This window comes from Streptomyces spiroverticillatus (assembly GCA_014650415.1).
GTDB classification, from domain to species: Bacteria; Actinomycetota; Actinomycetes; order Streptomycetales; family Streptomycetaceae; genus Streptomyces; species Streptomyces spiroverticillatus.
Genome location: BMUX01000014.1, coordinates 1 through 17340, shown reverse-complemented (window position 1 = coordinate 17340; position 17340 = coordinate 1). Strand labels below are relative to the sequence as shown.

Annotated in this window: 15 protein-coding genes and 2 pseudogenes; 7 read left to right on the top strand and 10 right to left on the bottom strand. The window is 66.9% G+C overall.

The features are described from left to right. Positions 1-232 precede the first annotated feature (232 nt). The 5 genes and pseudogenes from IE269_RS30375 to IE269_RS30360 form a co-directional block, all read left to right on the top strand. A pseudogene (locus IE269_RS30375) lies at positions 233-1266 on the top strand (IS3 family transposase); the annotation flags it as partial. A gap of 24 nt (positions 1267-1290) precedes the next feature. After that, positions 1291-1521: pseudogene (locus IE269_RS43370) on the top strand (DUF1838 family protein); the annotation flags it as partial. A gap of 158 nt (positions 1522-1679) precedes the next feature. Then, positions 1680-2906 carry a serine/threonine-protein kinase gene (locus tag IE269_RS30370; RefSeq protein WP_189826430.1) on the top strand — a complete coding sequence of 409 codons (1227 nt, stop codon included), beginning with the start codon at positions 1680-1682 and terminating at the stop codon, positions 2904-2906. Between the two features lie 41 nt (positions 2907-2947). Then, the gene (locus IE269_RS30365; protein WP_189826429.1) at positions 2948-3409 is read left to right on the top strand and encodes a hypothetical protein; all 462 of its coding nucleotides are present in this window, start codon (positions 2948-2950) and stop codon (positions 3407-3409) included. A 467-nt stretch (positions 3410-3876) separates the two neighbouring features. Further along, a complete protein-coding gene (locus IE269_RS30360) occupies positions 3877-4419 on the top strand; it encodes a hypothetical protein (RefSeq protein ID WP_189826428.1) in 543 nt (180 codons plus the stop codon). A 34-nt stretch (positions 4420-4453) separates the two neighbouring features. Here IE269_RS30360 and IE269_RS30355 read toward each other — a convergent pair whose 3' ends face one another. From IE269_RS30355 to IE269_RS30320, 8 genes are all read right to left on the bottom strand, one after another. Continuing rightward, positions 4454-4981 (bottom strand): hypothetical protein, encoded by a 528-nt coding sequence (locus tag IE269_RS30355; protein ID WP_189826427.1) that lies wholly within the window; start codon positions 4979-4981, stop codon positions 4454-4456. Positions 4982-5437: 456 nt separating this feature from the next. Then, positions 5438-6115: a hypothetical protein gene (locus IE269_RS43365; protein ID WP_229898504.1), complete on the bottom strand. Its 678-nt coding sequence runs from the start codon at positions 6113-6115 to the stop codon at positions 5438-5440. Positions 6116-6973: 858 nt separating this feature from the next. After that, positions 6974-7864 carry an SDR family oxidoreductase gene (locus tag IE269_RS30345; protein ID WP_229898505.1) on the bottom strand — a complete coding sequence of 297 codons (891 nt, stop codon included), beginning with the start codon at positions 7862-7864 and terminating at the stop codon, positions 6974-6976. A 497-nt stretch (positions 7865-8361) separates the two neighbouring features. Further along, the gene (locus IE269_RS30340; protein WP_189826426.1) at positions 8362-8748 is read right to left on the bottom strand and encodes a hypothetical protein; all 387 of its coding nucleotides are present in this window, start codon (positions 8746-8748) and stop codon (positions 8362-8364) included. 38 nt (positions 8749-8786) lie between these two features. Further along, positions 8787-9182, bottom strand: a complete 396-nt coding sequence (locus IE269_RS30335; RefSeq protein ID WP_189826425.1) for a DUF2690 domain-containing protein — start codon at positions 9180-9182, stop codon at positions 8787-8789. Positions 9183-9219: 37 nt separating this feature from the next. Continuing rightward, the gene (locus IE269_RS30330; RefSeq protein WP_189826424.1) at positions 9220-9531 is read right to left on the bottom strand and encodes an SH3 domain-containing protein; all 312 of its coding nucleotides are present in this window, start codon (positions 9529-9531) and stop codon (positions 9220-9222) included. Positions 9532-9636: 105 nt separating this feature from the next. Continuing rightward, positions 9637-10203 (bottom strand): hypothetical protein, encoded by a 567-nt coding sequence (locus IE269_RS30325; protein ID WP_189826423.1) that lies wholly within the window; start codon positions 10201-10203, stop codon positions 9637-9639. Between the two features lie 74 nt (positions 10204-10277). Next, positions 10278-10694: a hypothetical protein gene (locus IE269_RS30320; RefSeq protein WP_189826422.1), complete on the bottom strand. Its 417-nt coding sequence runs from the start codon at positions 10692-10694 to the stop codon at positions 10278-10280. A 195-nt stretch (positions 10695-10889) separates the two neighbouring features. Here IE269_RS30320 and IE269_RS30315 point away from each other — a divergent pair, with 195 nt between their 5' ends. Further along, entirely contained in the window at positions 10890-13925 is a 3036-nt protein-coding gene (locus tag IE269_RS30315) for an AfsR/SARP family transcriptional regulator (protein ID WP_189826421.1), read from the top strand. Positions 13926-14226: 301 nt separating this feature from the next. Here the strand turns inward: IE269_RS30315 and IE269_RS30310 are convergent, their stop codons facing one another. Further along, positions 14227-15753, bottom strand: a complete 1527-nt coding sequence (locus IE269_RS30310) for an SNIPE associated domain-containing protein (RefSeq protein WP_189826420.1) — start codon at positions 15751-15753, stop codon at positions 14227-14229. 400 nt (positions 15754-16153) lie between these two features. Here IE269_RS30310 and IE269_RS30305 point away from each other — a divergent pair, with 400 nt between their 5' ends. Continuing rightward, positions 16154-16738, top strand: a complete 585-nt coding sequence (locus IE269_RS30305; protein WP_189826419.1) for a hypothetical protein — start codon at positions 16154-16156, stop codon at positions 16736-16738. Here IE269_RS30305 and IE269_RS30300 read toward each other — a convergent pair. Next, positions 16735-17340 (bottom strand): transposase (locus IE269_RS30300; RefSeq protein ID WP_189826418.1); only part of this gene is annotated, 606 nt, incomplete at its 5' end. The genes IE269_RS30305 and IE269_RS30300 overlap by 4 nt on opposite strands.

The following is a 17340-nucleotide window of genomic DNA, read 5'->3' as shown; positions in this document are numbered from 1 at the left end:
GCGGGCTCTGCGGTCGGCGGCGTGACAGGTGTGCTGACGCGGACGGTTCAGCAGCGGCTTGAGCTGGAGGAACGTGCAGAGGTGTTGCGCAAGGAACTGGCCGAGGTCGAGGGGGGACTTGTTCGGCTGGAGGCCGCCGAGGCGGTTTTCGGGGAGTGCGCCGAGGTGAGGTGCCCCCGGCCGTGTGGACACTCTGACAATGGATCTTGTTGATCCGAGGAAGGGTGTCCTGGTGGGACGGAAGTCTCCGTATCCGGAGGAGTTCAGGAACGATGCGGTCGCGCTGTATCGCGCGGCGGGCGGTAAGCGCACGTATGCGGCGGTTGCGGCGGATGTCGGGGTGACCGGCGAGACACTGCGGAGCTGGGTGCGCCAGGCCGACGAACAGGCGGGCCGCGATCACGGCCGCGGCGAGCCGGCCGGGGAGAACCGGGATGAGGAGCTGGTCCGGCTGAGGGCGGAGAACGGACGGCTGCGCAAGGCGGAGAAGGAGTGGGAGCTCGAGCGGGAGATCCTGCGGCGGGCGGCGGCTTATTTCGCCAAGGAGATGAAGTGAAGACCCGCCGCTGGGACTTCGTCTCCGCCCACGCCGGGACCTTCGGTGTTCAGCGGATATGCCGGGTTCTGCAGGTCTCGCGGTCGGGCTATTACCGGTGGATCGCCGGGGCGAAGGCCCGCGAGGTCCGGCGGGCCGCTGACGCGGCCCTGGTCGCGGAGATCCGCGAGGTCCACACCGTGCACAGGGGAACGTACGGAGTGAGGCGTGTACATGCGGAACTGCGGGGCTTCGGGCACACCGTCAACCGCAAGCGTGTCGAGCGGCTCATGCGTCTGAACCGGATCGAGGGCCGTCACCTGCGTCGGCGCAAGCGCACCACCATCCCGGTCCGGTTCGCACCGCCGGCCCCGGACCTCGTCCACCGCGACTTCACCGCCGGGCAGCTGGACGAGAAGTGGTGCGGTGACATCACATACGTGCAGGTCGGCGGGACGTGGCTCTATCTCGCCTGCGTTCTGGACATCTGCTCACGCCGGGTGCTCGGCTACTCGATGGCCTCCCACATGCGCACGGAACTGGTCATCGACGCACTGAAGATGGCGGTCATGACCCGCGGCGGCCACGTGGGCGGGGTGATCTTTCACGCGGACAGGGGCTCGCAGTACACGTCCGCCGCGTTCGCGCAGGTCTGCGACGAACTCAAGATCCGCAGGAGTATGGGCCGGGTCGGCTCAAGTTACGACAACGCCCTCGCCGAGAGTTTCTGGGGCGACACGTACAAGGCGCTCGAACTCTTCCAGTTCTTCGCCGACCGCGCCGACCTCGCGGGGGACGCGCCCAGCGTCCCGGCAACGAAGTCTTGGAGCCGGATGTCCCCGTGGCTCCCGTGGATGGGCCGGGGCAGCGTCCTGGTGGCCTCACCTACCACTGCCGCGGTCGCAAGCTGGGATCGCACGAAGAGGTCCCGGAGCGCACGCGTGCCTACATCAGCACATACCACCCGAGTTCGCCCACACCCTTGAGGAGTGGAGCGAGCCGAACGAGACGAGCTGGGCGTACTGGCGCAAGCTCCACCCGAAGAAGTAACCCAACGGGCCACCCAGCAGGCCATTTTGGCGAGGGCCTGCCGGGTGTCAGTGGTGGGGGGTACGCTGCGAGGGCGTGTACCGGGGAGGTCCCATTGCGCGAGGGTGAGATTATCGGTGATCGTTACGCGTTGCTGCGACGTCTCTCCGCTACCACCACCAGTGAAGTCTGGCAGGGCTTCGACCGGGATATGGGACGCCTTGTAGCCATCAAATTTCTACCCGCGGACGTTGAAGATTCGCGTCGTGATTTGCTGGTGAAGATGTTTAGGCGTGAGGCGCAAATCCTTAGCCTTGTGGATCACCCGTCCATCCCCAGCATTTACGAAACAAGCATCCATGAAAACGAAGGCAATCGGTCGCCTTATCTTGTGCGTGAAATGGTTCAGGGTGCGTCGCTAAACCGTGTGCTCTCTCGCATGCGTCCTACTACCCCGCAAGCAGTTAGTATCGCTTTGCAAGTCACAGAGGCGCTACAAGCGGTGCATGGCCATGGAATCGTCCATCGAGATCTAAAGCCCAGCAACCTGATTGTTGATGAATCTGGAGTGGTGCATCTCCTGGATTTTGGTATTGCCCAGCTAACAGATGGGCACCCGATCCGGCAGCGGTCTGTTGCTGGTACCCCGCCGTACATGGCGCCAGAGCAGGTAACGACAGGTCAGCTAGATGGTCGGGCAGATGTCTACGCGTTGGGGTGCATCCTCTACGAGATGATCGCAGGGCGAAGCGCCTTCGTTGGCGAAAGCGACTCAGCTGGTCAATTTTTGCAGGTCCGGGAATTGCCGGTGCCGTTGAGGGAAAAGGTGCCAGAGGTTCCACCGGGAATTGACGAGCTTGTCTCAAGAATGTTGGCTCGGTCTCCGAGGGATCGGCCTGGGTTGACGGAAACATTGGCGGTTCTGCGCTCCCATGTCCCCAAGGGGGGTGTGCCGAGAATCGTAGGAATCGAAGGGGAGGATGTTGATCCTGAATATGACCTCGACGATTCGATTCCGCCGACCTGGTTCGATGAGAGGCGACTGCGCGATTCGACGCTAAGTCTCCCCCTTGATCCAACCCTCGTATTCAGGGCGGCTTTGCAGGATGGTTTCGAGGAACCGCGTATCGAGAAGGTTTTCTTCGCGCCTTCCCCGGCGTCGGGCCGCTGGGCTGGTCTACGAGACGACGACCTGTCCGGTGCCGATGAGGATGTAGGCCCAGCCGTTGAATCGCTTGAGAGTGCGCTTGCCCGGCTGTTCATTCGGTTGGGGCCGCCGCCAGAGTTAGTGGGTAACGAGACAACCCCGGTGGGATCTGACGGTGGAGGGGTAGCGGAGTGACGGGGCCTACGGAGAATCTTCCGTCGCCGCAAGATGACCCGATGATCAGTGCTGGCTTGAACCTCGCTGTTAGGTGGGGTGATGCTGCCCTGGGGCCGGAGAAGTTGCAGCTCGCCCTGAAGGCGCTGGAACCTCAGCTCAAGCGCGAGCACGAGATTCGCATGAGGCAGCTGGATGACAGCCGTGCGCAGGCCGAACGTCAGGCGATGCTGGAGAAGGCGGCGGGGGAGCGGAGCGTCCGGGATGCGGAGCGCCGACGCAACCACGTATATCGAATGAGTGGATTGATTGCTGGAGGAGGGTTGTCCCTCGCGCTTCTTGGAGCCGGGGTGATCGTTGCGCCAGATCAGCCATGGCTGGCAGCTGGGCTATGTGGGCCCAGCCTTCTCGCCTTGGTCAAGGTCTTTGTCCTTCGCCGCAGTGACTCATCTGACATGAAGGCGGTCGAGCGGGCGGCTCGCGAATCAGCGGCCGCTTCCGCTTCGCCGCCGGTAATCCCGTAAGCCTGACCGGCTCCGGAGGCCCTACCGACCGCCAGCTAGGGATCGCAGCTCACTTCGTACTCGCAGGTCCCTGAGCGCGCCCTCGGCCAGCTCGACCTGCCGCGATGACTGTTACCCCGAAACGCGAGCCGAATTCCCTCTCGACGACGCACTCGAATGCGCCGTCCCGGCGTGCGTCCGTGCGGCTTTGCTCTTTCTCTGTAAGGGACTGGGAAAGGTCCGGAGAGAGGCTTCGCATGCACACCCGCAAGGTAGTACCTGGAAGGTTTGGCTTCGTGGTCACACTAGCGAGTGTCGTCATGTGCATGGCGCCACCCTCCGCCGAAGGCGTAGCCTCGACGCAAGGCACCCCCCACTCTCCGGGGGTCCTCGCCGAATGTGTGCATCTGGCGTTGCGAAAAGCGTCCGCTCGGTGGGTGTGTACGGGTGATGGGCTTTCAGAGACCGTACTGCGGGAAGGCCGCCCCGTGCAGGTCTTCACTCCACTGAAGCGAGCGATTGGTGCCCCTGAGGGGACGTTCGGACGCCGCGACGGCGAATGGTGCGCGGATGCGACCTGCCATCGAGTTATCTCCGATTACATCGCCGAGACCGTAGGCAATGGAATCTATGGGACCTCTCATGCCGTCGAAGGGCGGGTCCGTTTCACGCTTCGAGTGAACCTGAACGGCACACAGCCGCGATTCACGGTCTCCTTCGACGTGATGGACGGTCCTGCCGTGGACCCGATGATGTCGGTCAACTGCAACGATCTCAACGGGCCCTTTCCCCACAGTAGTTGCGGCTCCTGGAGCACCTCACCCAAGGCATTCAAGCGGGTGTGGAAATCCAAAATCATCAATGGCAATCGCCTGGCGGACGACGACAACTACAACGCCAGTCTTGGGGTCCAATTCAAGGCACAGGGAGTTCCGCGTCCCGGAGGCGGCCCTTGGACTGCAACGACCGTGCACAGCAAGAGGTGGCTGTGCACCACGCCTCGGGGGGCCGCGAGGAAGTGCACGTTCTAGAGGGCACCCCAGCTCGTTTGCGGTCAGCAGGAGGTCAAGGGAGGAAGGTCGGGTCGGGGCTGCCGGCTTGGGGAAGCCGGAAAGCGGACTGCGGGATGTCGGCATCGAGCACGAGCTCTTCGAAGCGCTGTGAGGAGCCCGGCGCGGTCCACCGCATGATGATGCCAGTCCCCGCGTCCACGAAGGCGGAGATGGGCGGGGCTTGCGGTTCCGTGGTGTCCAACGCCTTGTAGCGTACGAGCACCAGCCCGGGATTTGGGCCCGGGCCGGCACTCTCGGCCTGGTACTGATCCGTACCCGGGCGACCCCAGAGCGGGGCTTCGGCGGGGAAGAGCATCGCGCGCAGGGCGCCGCTGTGGTGGGTGCGCTCCGCCGGGGTCCACACCCAGCCGTCGGGGCCGGGAACCGCTGCCCGCTCGCCGTCCGACACCACCGCCAGGTGGCCGTCGACTTCCACCCGCCAGCAAAGTGGGGTCCGAAAGAGGAACTGACGCCGTTGCACGCGGCCGTCCACGTCGCTGATCCAGAGACCTCGGGCTGTTTCCACCTTCGCGTTCTGCATGAGGTGCAGGGCACGGCTCAGCAACGATGACGAGTCCACGTGATGCCTCCGAGTTGATTCCGGTAGGCACATGGCTAGCAGCGCCGCGCGCTTGACTCGTCGTACGACACCACTTCCGTTCCCAGAACTTACGCTCAGGCCGTGGTGATCAACAGGCAGGTTGGATGTCGGTGCCTCAGGAAAGGGGACATGTCCTCGTGCGACAGCACGAAGAGAGGCGAAGCGCGGCCCGTAACCTCGGCATATTGATGTCGAGCGCTGGCACACAGGAGGTCGAGCGCTGGCACACAGGAGAAGGCTGGGTGCGGTGGTGGAGGTGGCCGCGGCGCAGATCCCAGGGACTTTTCAGGGACTTTCAGCTCTGTCAGAGGGACTCTCCGGGGGCTTTCTGCCGTGTAGGCGGGAAAGGCTCCGACAGAGCTGAAAGATGGGAAACGCCAGGTCAGAGGCTAGTCGTCAGCACTCGATGACGTTGACTGCGAGGCCGCCCCGCGCCGTCTCCTTGTACTTGACCTTCATGCGTCCCCCGAGGCTTCTGACCCCCGCGCACACGGGGATCAGGTAGTCGGGCCTGCGGCTGCGGCGAGTTCGCGTACTCCTGGGACCTGTGGGTGGCGTGAGCGGAGTTCGCTGGCGATCTGTCGGATTGCGGGCCGGTCGCGGACCTTCGCCGGGTGAGACGCGTGCCGCTGACAGCAGGGCGGCTGTGGTCTGTTCTGCCTTGCCCCATTGCCACCAGGCTCGTCCCAGGTCGGTGTGCATCCGTCCTTTGCGTTCGGCGGTCTTGAACTGGGCTTCGCGGAGGTTGCGGCCTGCTTCGAGGGCGGCGCCCGGGTCGCCGAGTGCCCAGTGGACGCCGACGGCGTACAGGCCAACAGCGGCAGGAGTGAGGGGGAACAGGCGCCCTTCGAGCGCGAGGTCGGGCAGGTTGCGGGCGGCCCGCGCGGCTTCCTTGATCATCTTCAGTGCCCGGTCGCGCTGTCCTGCACGGGCTGCGGTGTAGGACGTCGTGCACAGCATCTGTGCGTACGCCGAGGACTGTGTATGTGTCCTGGGCCCGGTTTTCTCCACCTTGGCGACGGTGTCGAGGATGTGGCGATCGGCGGCGGCGGGTTGGTCCTGGTGGCGGAGCACGATGCTCGGCTCGCGGGCCGCAGCGGCGGCCAGCGGCGATGTGGACCACTTCGCGTAGAGGGTGGCGCGATCCGCTGCGAGCCGGGAGTCGCTGTAGCTGCCGACCTTCCTGAGGACGCTGCTGGTCAGGCTGTAGGCGGTCGAGAGTCGGGCGAGGGGTACCTCTTCGCGTGCTGGGGTGATGGCGTGGTTCGCGTCGGCAAGGATGGCGGGCAGGACCCGCAGGAGCGTGGAGTTCTGGCCGACGTCGAAGAGGCGGCGAGCTGCTGCGAGCCGTGCGTCCAGGGAAACGGGTGATCCGGTTGGGCGGGGGGATGCTCGCGAGGGCCTCGCTCACCCCTGCCAGGAGCGAAGCCGGGGCCGCCAGGCCAGCGGCGGCGAGCACCGTGCGGCGACGCAGGGGGTCCTCCTCGGCACGGCGTGGCCCATCTGCCGCAACTCTAGTGGGGTGGGGCGCTGGTTAAGCCGAGCGACGCTGCCAGGACATGCGTCGGGATTTGCACGGCCTTGGCGGCGCTGATGAGCAGATCGAAGTCGCTCATGCGGCCCCGCCGCTCCAGCGGGGAGACCATGGCGACGGAGCAGCCGATGCGGGCACCGAGGTCTTCCAGGCGCCCGCCGAGTTCCGTGCGGGGGAGTCGGATCAGGCCGCCCGGGTCCTCTTCTCCACGAGCGAGAGGGCTGCGTCCGTTGCCCAGAGACGACCTGTATTCATCCGGTGCCCCCGCGCTGGGACCGACACGACAGGTGTGCGCCCCCACTGCATGCCGCGCACGAACGAGGGTGGGCGTCGCTTGCAGATCCTGCAAGTGGGCCCGCGCAGCGTGGTTGTCGCCTTTTTGAGTGACCGGCAGCTTGCTATGCCCCATCTTGCTCCGGGCATGCTGCGGGGCTTAGGAACTCCCTGGCACCGCGGAGCCTGGTGCGCAGTTGCTGTTGGGCTGCTCTGCTGTCGAGACGTACGTCGAGGGCTCCGGGGAGAGAGCTCTCTGCCCGCAGTCCGGTGGCCAGGTGCGAGGCATCTAGGCCGTCGCGATGGGCGATGAGGACGCCGAGTTCGTGACGGCTCAGGGCGTCGGGACCAGCGATGTGGAGGATTCCTGCTGCGCTGCTGAAGGCGACTTCCAGGAGAGCGGCAGCAAGATCGTTCCGATGGACGGGGCAACGGATGTCGTCGGTGAACAGGGCGCCGTCGGCGGTCCCGTCGATGAGCTGGTGCACCAGGCGTTCGTGCTCGGACTGTGCGTCGCCGATGATCAGCGAAGTGCGGGCGACGGCCGCCGCAGGGTGCACGGCCAGGACGCCGGTCTCCGCGGCAGCTTTGGCCGCGCCGTATGGCGTGATGGGGTCGGGGGAGCACGACTCGTCGTAGTGCACCCGGTCGCCGGAGAACACCGCGTCCGAGGACACATGCACCAGGCGGATTGTGCGGCGTGCCGTCGCCAGCGCGAGGGGAATCGGGCCTTCTGCAGTGATCGCCCAGTCGGCCAGGCCGCTGGAGGCATTGATCACTGCGTGCGGGTTCACCTCGTCCAGCAGGTTCTCCACGCTCACCACGTCCCGAAGGTCCAGACACCGCCACGCAGTTGGCTCGGCGTCGCTCGGCTTCGTCGCGTACGTCGCGACGACGTCGTGCCCGTCGGCAGCTGCCCGGCGGATCAGTCCCGACCCGAGGTAGCCGCTGCCGCCGATGATCAGGAGCATCGTGCGTCCGGGACGGTTGGGTGTGTCATCACCGAGGTTCTCCATTGCGCTCCTTCAGGTGTGGTGGGACTGGATGGTGAGGGCGGGATGCGATGAGTTCCTACCGCACCAGTAGATCGGTGACGGGGAGGACCATGTCCAGTTGGAAGGCTGCCGTGCGGCTCAACGGAAGCGCTGAGGGGGCGCAGCGCCCTGTCCGCAGCGTTCAGCCGCTGTGCGAACGGGTCATCTGTTTCCTGCCGAGTCCTGAAATGAGCTTTGGCAAGCGGTGAGTTGTGGATCTCGGAGGTGGCGTCGAGAGCACGTAGCAGCATGCCGCATGCGCGGAGCGGCATGAGGTGGGCGAGGGCCTGTCTGCTGTTGGAGAGCGGGTGTGCCCGGCGGGCGCGGGCCATGGTGCGCAGGATCGTGAGGGTGTCGGTTACGGCCGCAGTGAAGGGGCTGTCGGTTGGCTGGTGCGGTGTGCTGGACGCGGAAGTACCCCGTGGTCCGCCCAGAAGGAGTTTGGGTGGGCCACGGGGCTTGTGCGGGGGTTCAGGGTTTCAGGACGTGACGTTCCAGGTGAGGGTCCCCGACCAGGTGGCAGAGCCCTGACCTATGTCGGCCGCCGCCGCGAGGCAGATGGAGGCGCCCTTCGTGAAGTTCGTGCCCAGCGTCTTGCGGCCGGTGTCGGCGGCCCAGAAAATGACCGCGCTGCCGCGCACGCTCTTGTCGGAGCACTTGTACCACCACACCTTCATGTCCACGTTGCGGGCATTGAGCCGCAGGTAGACGTTGGTGCCTCCGGTGGTGATGGTCCGTGCAGTGGTGTAGTAGGTGGTCGTCGACTTGACCGATCCGGAGACCCCTGCCGTCGTCGCATGGGCGGGGGCCGCCACGGCCATGACGCCGGCCAGGCTCATGGCGGTGACGATCAGTCTCTTCTTCATCTGGTGTCCTTCGGGGCTTGGGGCGGGTGGCGGGAGTGTCAGTACGCCGCGGTGCATGCCGTGTCGCCCGATGCTGTGTACACACAGGCCCACGCCTGGGTGTTCGCGTCGTTGACGGATCCGGTCTTTGCGGTGCTCGCGCCGCTGCCTACGGTGGCGGTCTTGCGGGCACCGAGGTCGTTCTTCACCTCGACCCGGTCGCGCGGTGAGGCGTACTTGACCCGGCCCCAAGCCGTTCGGCACGAAGGGCTGTACAGCAACTCGACGAGCGGCCCGGCCATACCGCTGCTGCGTACCACCCGAGCGTCCCCGGGGGTGCAGGCGGCAGTCGCGGGGGGCGGTGGCGAGGCAAGCGCGGTGGGCGCGGTGAGCAGGCCGAGTGCCAACCCGGCGGCCAGCGCAACCGCGGACAACGCGTTCCTGGACGTGTGCATGGCGATTCCTTCAGAGTCGGCGTGGGCGCGGAATGGGTCAGCAGAAGGGGATGGAGCTGCTCGTGGTGCGGAGGTAACTCCCGCTCACGTAGCCCGTCTTGCCGCTGCGAGTGTGCTTGACCTTGAACCACAGCCCGGGAGCATGGCCTTCGAGGCAGTGGATGCTGACGGCGTCCCCCCGGTTCGCGGTCGCCAGAACGCGGCAGTCGGTGCTCGTCGCCGGGCAGCTGCGGATGCGGACCCCGTCTCCGGTGATGGTTCCCGGGGCCGCAGCGTGGGCGGGTCCCGTGGTGAGGACCGCGGTGGCGAGCGCTGCTGCTACGACAAGGGCTCTCCGAGACTTCTCCATGGCAGTTCCTTCGTCGGAGGGGAAGGGGGAGGCGGGGCGAGTGGAGGGGGAACGCCGGAGGTGGTGGCGGGAGCGGCAGGGCTCGTGCCATCGGCGCGGTGCCGGTCAGAAGTAGGTGATGTCCCAGTGGTTGCTCTCCTTGACGTACCAGTTGCCGCCGCCGGAGATGTACCGGGGGTTTCCGTCGACCGTGCCGCTCAGGGTGTAGTTGCTCTTGATGTAGTTGCTGACGCAGGTGGTCGGATCGATGTCGAGCTTGTAGCCGTTCCAGTGGCTCTTGCGGGATTCCGAGTTGTCGCCGGAGCCCGCGTGTCCCCACTCCGTGCCGCCGGTTATTTTGATCGGGCACTTGCTTTTGCTCTGGAATATCCGGATTCCCTCGATCGACTTCTTGTTGACGAAGGAGAGCGAGGTGCAGCCCTGGCCGCGGTGGAAGCAGTTCGCTGAGGTCTGGAAGGTGAACGGGGCGCCGCCGGTGGTCAGGCGTGCTTTGGCCTGGTTGTGGTTTTTGAGGTGGTCCGGGTTGGTCCTCTTCGCGTAGGTGTCGCCGTCCGGAACGTAGGTGTCGTACTTGTCGGGGAGGGCCGCGCTCGCGGCACCCGCGGGGGCGGCGAGGAAGGTTCCGGCGGCGAGGAGGGCGCTCGTCAGGATGAGGGCGGAGGTCTTCTTCATGGGAGGGGTTTCTCTTCTCGGTCGGGGAGCGGGGCGGTCGGTGACGGTGCTGAGTTGCTCAGGAGTTCGACTGCTCAGGTGATGACTCCGGTCGTGGTGCGGCAGTACATGTCGGAGCCGTTGGCGCCGTCACGCAGGCAGGCGACGAGCGAGTACGTCACGCCCCGTGGCAGCCCCAACTGCCGGGAGGGGCCGCAGCCGTTGTTGGAACCGTCGGCGTCTTGCACCTGGAGGTACTGGCCCCTCCCGGGCTCCGGGTAGAAGTGGGCCACGGCCCGCAAGCCGTCCTTGGCGCCCTCGTCGCAGACGTAGAGGTAGCCCAGGTCGGATACGTCGGCGATGGCGTATCCGCCCTTGGCCGACGTGCCGCTCGACACCGAGGCGGCGTGCGCGGCGGGAGCCAGTGCGACCGTGAGGCTGGTCAGGAGCGCCGCTCCTGCGGCGAGCGAGGCGGTCAGGCGTGGTGTGCGGATGAGGCGAGGGGTACGCATGTGTCCTCCTGGTGTGAGGGGGTGCACGTGATCGAGCCGGCCCGTGTGGGCGGTCGGGCCCGTGTTCGGGTGGCGTGCTCACGGTGCAGGCAGGGGCGTCGGGAAAGCTTCGGAAAAGCTTGAATCCGCCTTGGCCCGCCCTCGGTGGCTTCACAGAATGTGGTGCAGCCGTGTTCGTCTGATGCAGGAGGTGTGATGGCCGCGTTCTTCGGGGTTCTCGGGACTCTTGAGGTCTGGCGGAACGGGGACACCGTCGACGTGGGACATGCGATGCAGCGCAGGGTGTTGGCGGCCCTGCTCGTCGACGCGGGCCGGGCTGTCTCGGTCGATGCGCTGGTGGACAGGGTCTGGGGCGAAAGCGATCCGACCAACGGGCGGAAGAAGCTGTACGGGTACATCTCCCGGCTGAGGCACACGCTGGAGAGCGACGGCGTCTTCCTGACACGGCAGCCCGGGGGCGGCTACCGGCTGGGAGCGGCGTCCTCGACCATCGACGCCCACCGGTTTCAGGATCTGTGCCGCCTGGCGCGCGTGGCGGGCGACGACGCCCGGGCGGAGGAGCTGTGGCGGGACGCGCTGGGCCTGTGGCGGGGCAGCGCGTTCGCCGGGGCGGACACCCCGTGGTTCAACTCCCAGCGCGCGCTGCTCGAAGGTGAACGGCTCGCCGCCCAACTGGACCTTGCCGACGTCCAGTTACGTATGGGGCAGCACGACCGGATGCTGAGTGAGCTGGCTGCCCGGGCCGAGGCGCAGCCGCTCGACGAGCGGGTGATCGGGCAATTCGTGCTGGCTCTGTACCGCTGCGGCCGTCAGGCGGAAGCGCTGGAGGTCTACGAGCGTGCCAGGCGCAGACTCCGCGACGAACTCGGCGTCGACCCGGGCGTGCCCCTGCGCGACCTCCACGCCAGGATCCTCGGCGGCGGCACCCGGGGCGCCGGAGCGCGAACCGCGAGGTCCTCACCCGCCTCGCCGAGGGGCGACGTGCCGGTGGCAGCGGCGGGCTCGGAGAGTTCCCAGGCGGTGGGCCGGCAGTTGGCTCCACGTCTTCTGCCCGCCGATCTTTCCCTGTTCGTCGGACGGGGCCAGGAGCTGGACCACGCCTGCCGGATGCTCGTGGAGGAAGGCCCCGGGCCGGCGACACTGCTGGTCACCGGTCCCGCCGGGGTGGGGAAGACGGCCTTCGCGATACGTGCCGGGCACCGGCTCTCCGCACGTTTCCCGGATGGCCAACTCCACGCCGACCTCAGGGGCTTCGGGGGAGAGCCGGCCGACCCCTTCACCGTCCTGGGAGCCTTCTTGCGCGCACTGGACACACGGGGCGGAACCGTACCCGCCGAGCTCACCGGACGTATCCACCTCTACCGCACGCTGCTCGCCCAACGGCAGATACTCGTCGTCCTGGACAACGCGGCCGACGCCGAGCAGGTCGCCGACCTCCTGCCCAGCGGCCCACGCTGCGCCACGATTCTCACGAGCCGCACAGCCATGACGGGGCTGAACGTCCCCCGGCTCCAACTGGGGGAGCTCACGCCCACCGCAGGACTCGCCCTGCTGCGCGAGATGCTGGGCCCGGAACGCATCGACGCGGAGCCCGACTCGGCCCGCTCCATCGTGCGGACCTGCGGCGGCCTTCCGCTGGCTGTATGGGTGGCCGGAGCACGTCTCGCCGCCCGCCCGAACTGGCCGCTGGCCAAGGTGGCCCGCCTCCTCAACAACGAGCAGCGCAAGCTGGACGTGCTGGCCGTCGGGCACATCGCCGTGCGGGCCAGCCTCGAACTCTCCTACCGGGGAATGGCCAACCGCACACGGACCGCGCTCGAACTCGTCGCCCTGCTGCCCGGCCCGCAGTTCGCCGCCTGGGCGCTGGCTCCGCTGCTGGACGTGGACCTGACCGAGGCCGAGGCCGTGCTCGACGACCTCGTGGAGGTCCACCTCGTACAGACCCTCGCACCGACCAGGTCGTCCAGTACGGGCGGCACCCGTTGCCAACTCCACGATCTGGTCAGGCTTTTCGGCCGCGAACGCGTCGAGGAGTCCGTCCCACCAGGTGAACGGGCCGCCGCGCTCACCCGTCTGGTGGAGGCGAGCCTGCACCTCGCCGACCGGGCGGCCGACACGCTCAGCGTCGACTTCCAGGGCATCCCGCCGACCGGCACCGTCTCCTGGCGGTTCTCCCCTGCGGACACCGACGTGCTGCTGGCCGACCCACTGGCCTGGTTCACCGACGAGCGGCAGTTCCTCATCGACGTGGCGGAACAGGCCCTGGACAGGGCGGACACGGTACCCGCCGCCGGACTGGCCATCGCCCTCACCACGCTCTTCCAGGTCGGTAGCCACTTCGACGACTGGGAACGGCTCCAGAACCGCGCGCTCAAAGCGGCACTGAGCGCCGACGACGGGCACACCGCCGCGAAGATCCACCGTTGCCTCGGTGAACTCACGACCGTCCTCGACCGATACCCCGAGGCACTGCACCACTTCGAGCAGGCACTGCTGCTCACCGAGGGGCAGGAACCCGGCTGTCGGGCCAGTGCGACGGCGGGACTGGCCTACGTCCACCGGCTGTTGGGCCGGTACCCCTCCGCCACCGCGCACTTCGAGGAAGCCGCCCGCCTGGCCGCATCAGCCGGCAACGTCAACTGCCTCGTCTACGCCACCAACGGGCTCGGCGTTGTCGAACTCGAACTGGGCCGGACTACCGCGGCCGTCAGCCGGTTCACCGAATGCCTTCAGGTCAGCCGCGACGCGGGATACCGGCCGGGGGAGGCGCAGGCGCTGCGCTGCCTCGGCCAGAGCCACCGCGCTCGAGGTGACCACGCGGCGGCCGCCGACGCGTACCGGCAGGCCGCCGCGATCAGCGAGATGCTGGGCGACCGGCTCACCACCACGCACGCCACCTGCTGGCTCGGGGACGTACTGACCCGACAGGGCAAGCACCACGAGGGCCGTCGGCTGCTGGCCCGAAGCCTGTGGGCGTACCGGGAGTTCGGCAACCTCTGGGGCGAAGCGGCGACGCTGTACGCGCTTGCCGAGGCGCAACTCGCGGTGGGCCGCGCGGCACCCGCCCGCAGGCGTGCCGAGGCCGCGGTCGCGCTCTGGCGCCGCACCGGCTCCCGCACCTGGCTGGCCATCGGGCTGCGCACTCTGGCCGCCGCGCACGAGCTGGCCGGGGACGGGCTTGCCACGGCTCTGGCCCTTGACGAGGCCGACAGCCTGCAGGGGTCCACCTGACTTCCATCAGTAGAGCTGCACCGCAGCGGTCATCTTTTTCCAGTTCCGATGAGAACCGAAGTCGCGGAGGCAGCATCCATTTCCTTGTCCCGGCGAATCCAGCTCTTTCGGGCCGTAGTGGTGCTGCGACCCGCAAGATGGGCCGCAGACCCGTTTCCGTCCTCCCCGTTCGATCCAGGCTTTTCAACCGCTCTCGCTCGGATCGAACGGGGCGAAGTGCCCCAGCCGGCGGGCCCAGTCCCTGCAGTCATCCTGCGACCTTCACACACCTACTGCGCGTACCTGACGGCGCTTCGCCGCCCTAGGTTGTGCTGCTGCGCCACTCGATCGCCTCGGCTACCTCGTTGAACTCGACCAAGTGCTCACCGGCGCTCCGTTCCAGGACGGCCTTGACTTCTGCCGGCGTGACGCGGAAGAACTCTTTGCGGCTGTTGACACGGTTGACCCGTCGTGATGCAAACTCCTGGTGCAGCCTTGTCTCGAGGCCGACGGCGTCCTTGCTGAAAATCAGAGCGTGGACATCGAAACGGAAGGGCACAGCGGCGCCACTCAGCTCATAGATGCGGTCCAGCGGTTCGAGGCGCCGCGTCATTCCGATCTTGACCATGTTGTCGCCGAAAGCTCCGACGTTCGAGATGACGTATACGTAGCCGGTACGGATGTTGGCGGCTCGGGCCTCCACGTCGCCCAGGGCTCCCTCGATCTCTGTGAGTTTCGCCGCCATCTCGGCAGCGGCCGCGTGATTGCCCTGGGCCCGCAGCCTGTCCAGCACGCTCTGGTAGTGGTTCATCTCCTTGTGCAGCTTCTCCCGCTCACGCGACAGCTCTCGCTGAGCGCTTGCCTCTTCGCGCTCGCGGGCACGGGCCTCGCGCTGGGCCTGCTTCTCCTCCTCCTTGCGCTGCAGGAAGTCCGCCGTCAGACGGAGCTCCTCGACTCGGGCATCGTGATAGGCATCAGAGATCCGGATGTCCATGGTGGCGCCGAGTTTGGCGATGGTCTCGCGGCTCTTGTACAGGCGGTCGACCAGTGAGGTGAGGCGGTGCGGGCGCATGCTGCGCACGGCGTAGTCGGCCTCGGAGTTGTAGGCGCGGAGCATGAGCTTCGAGTAGTCGCGGATCGTCTTGGTGCCCTGGCGGGCGGATCCGTTGACGGTCCATCCGCTGGCGCCAAGTACGGCCTGCTGTGAGCGGGCGAGTTCCTTGATCTCCGCCTTGATGGCGTCCAGACGGGCCCGGTAAGCCACAGCGTCGTCCAGTGGGTGGCGGTAGGCGTAGATCCCGACCTGCTGGAGCATCGTGGTCTCGTCGGTGGTCACGATCTGAGTGCGCAGATCGTTCAGTCGGCTCTCGGCCTGGTAGATCTCGGTGCGGTGGCGCTCGGCCTCCCTCCGGGCCTTCTCTGTTTCCTTTGCCGCCTGGCGGGCGGCGGCCTGACTGTCCTTAGCCGCACGTTGTGCCTCATGCACGATCTCGTCGGCCTCGTCCATTGCCCGCCGGCGTAGTTCTTCGGCTTCCTGACGCGTCTGCTGCTTCAGCAGTGCCAGCGTCGCAGCGTCGGCGCCTTGGGTTTGCGTGATCCAGGCGCGCAGTTGCTCGGCTTCGCTTCCGCCCTCCCCTCGATTACGGCGGAACCAGCGCTGCCGGCGGGGCACCGGAACCTCGGCTGAGGGGGCGGGCTCAGGGCCTTCTCCACTCTGCTGTGCCGGAATCCAGAGCTGCCAGCCGTCCGGTGGGGGCGGCCAGGAGGGGTTCGGCTTCCAGCCTTCCGGGGGTGTCCAGTTCGGCGGCATCAACCAGTTCGGTGGCGGGTTGAAACGGTAGGCACCCATACGCCCCCCCAGCGTCAGAGATCGCAGCGATCGTCAGTCGGTCCGCTTGAGCATCACGTGAGATGTACAGGACGGACAAGAGCACCGACGGGTCGCCTGCACACCCGATCGAGCGAGAGCGGAGAACTCACCCTCCTCCGGGTCCCTTCCGCGCGCCGGAGTTACGGGCCGCCAGGGGGAGGGGCCTTGCCGTACGGTCCCCGGGCGGTGGCAGGAGCGTTACGGAGGTGCTGAATCTAAGCGGAGCTGGTGAAGTGGGGTGTGTCGGGTGGGTGTCCTGTGGGAGGGACGCTATTTCGCCCGCCGTACAGACCGAGTTCCGCTCGGCATCAAGGGTTCGCCCCGCAAGCTGAGGCGCTTCCTCCGGAACTTCCGGGCGGGTTTCGCATGGCGACGGCGCATGGATGATCATCAGTTCATGAACACGGATCTTTGGGTGGTACTTGCGGACTCCGAGCGGCGCCGCTGGGAGTACTTTCCGCGTCAGAGCATTGGGCCGCTGCGCTTCGGTATGGAGAGGCAAGAGGCCATCACTGCCATGGGAGAACATGGTTTTACCGCCACGCAGGAAGACCTTGGGCTCTGGTGTGACGGCAAGCGTGCACAGTGGCGTCTCGAGTTCCGCCGGGCTGCGTCGCATTACCTCGACCGGGCGGTTGCGAAGTGCTACTTCGTTGAGGGCGTGGGCCTGTCGTGCGTGCTGGTCGATGGCCTCTGCGGTCCGCAGGTCACTCACGAGGGGATACGGCTCGTCGGCAGGGTGCCCTCCGAACTTAACCAGGAGATGGAGGCGTACGCGCTCGAAACGGGTGAGGGATTCAGGATCAACGGTGAGGGAGATGTCTACTGCGACAGCTTTGTGATGGAGCGCGGCACTCAACGTGCTGGTGACAGCGTGGTGACCTGGGCGCTGTTCTACGACCTCAGGGGGATCGCGGGCACGTCCTGGGACATGGCGCCAACAGAGGTCTGGCACCACTCCTAATCGGCTTGGGTGAAGTGCTTTGCTGATGTTCGGATCCGGTCGCGTCGGCGGGTCAGTGCTCTGTCGACGGCCTTGCCGATGGCGTCGGTAGTGGTCTGGGTGCGCTGGGGGTAGTCCTCGTGCTTCGCCTGCCGCCAGACCAGCTCGGTCTCGTTCAATTCCGGGCTGTAGGGCGGCAGGTAGAACAGCTCCACCCCGATTTTGGCGAGCTGTCGGCGGTGGCCCTTGAACGCCTTGGCCACGTGCGCGGAGGCGTTGTCGAGGACGACGGTGCACGGACGCCTGCGGCACCAGACGGGGATGGCATCGACCCCAGCGCCGTCGTCGGCCAGGTCCAGCACGCCCGCGCCGCCGCCCAGGCCCGCCAGGCGGGCGCAGACGAAGTCCAGCAGCACGGCTGCGTCGATCTTGCCGTCGGTGCGCTGCCAGAGCAGGTCCGGCTCCATGCCGACGATTCTTGCGCCGAGGACGTTGACCCGGCGGTTCCGGGTGTCCTCCTTGGGCGCCACGGCTCGCTGTCCGACCCGTGACCAGGTGTGTCCGGTGGGCATCGTCGGGGCGAAACCGGACTCGTCGATGAAGATCAGGTCGCGTTCTCCGGC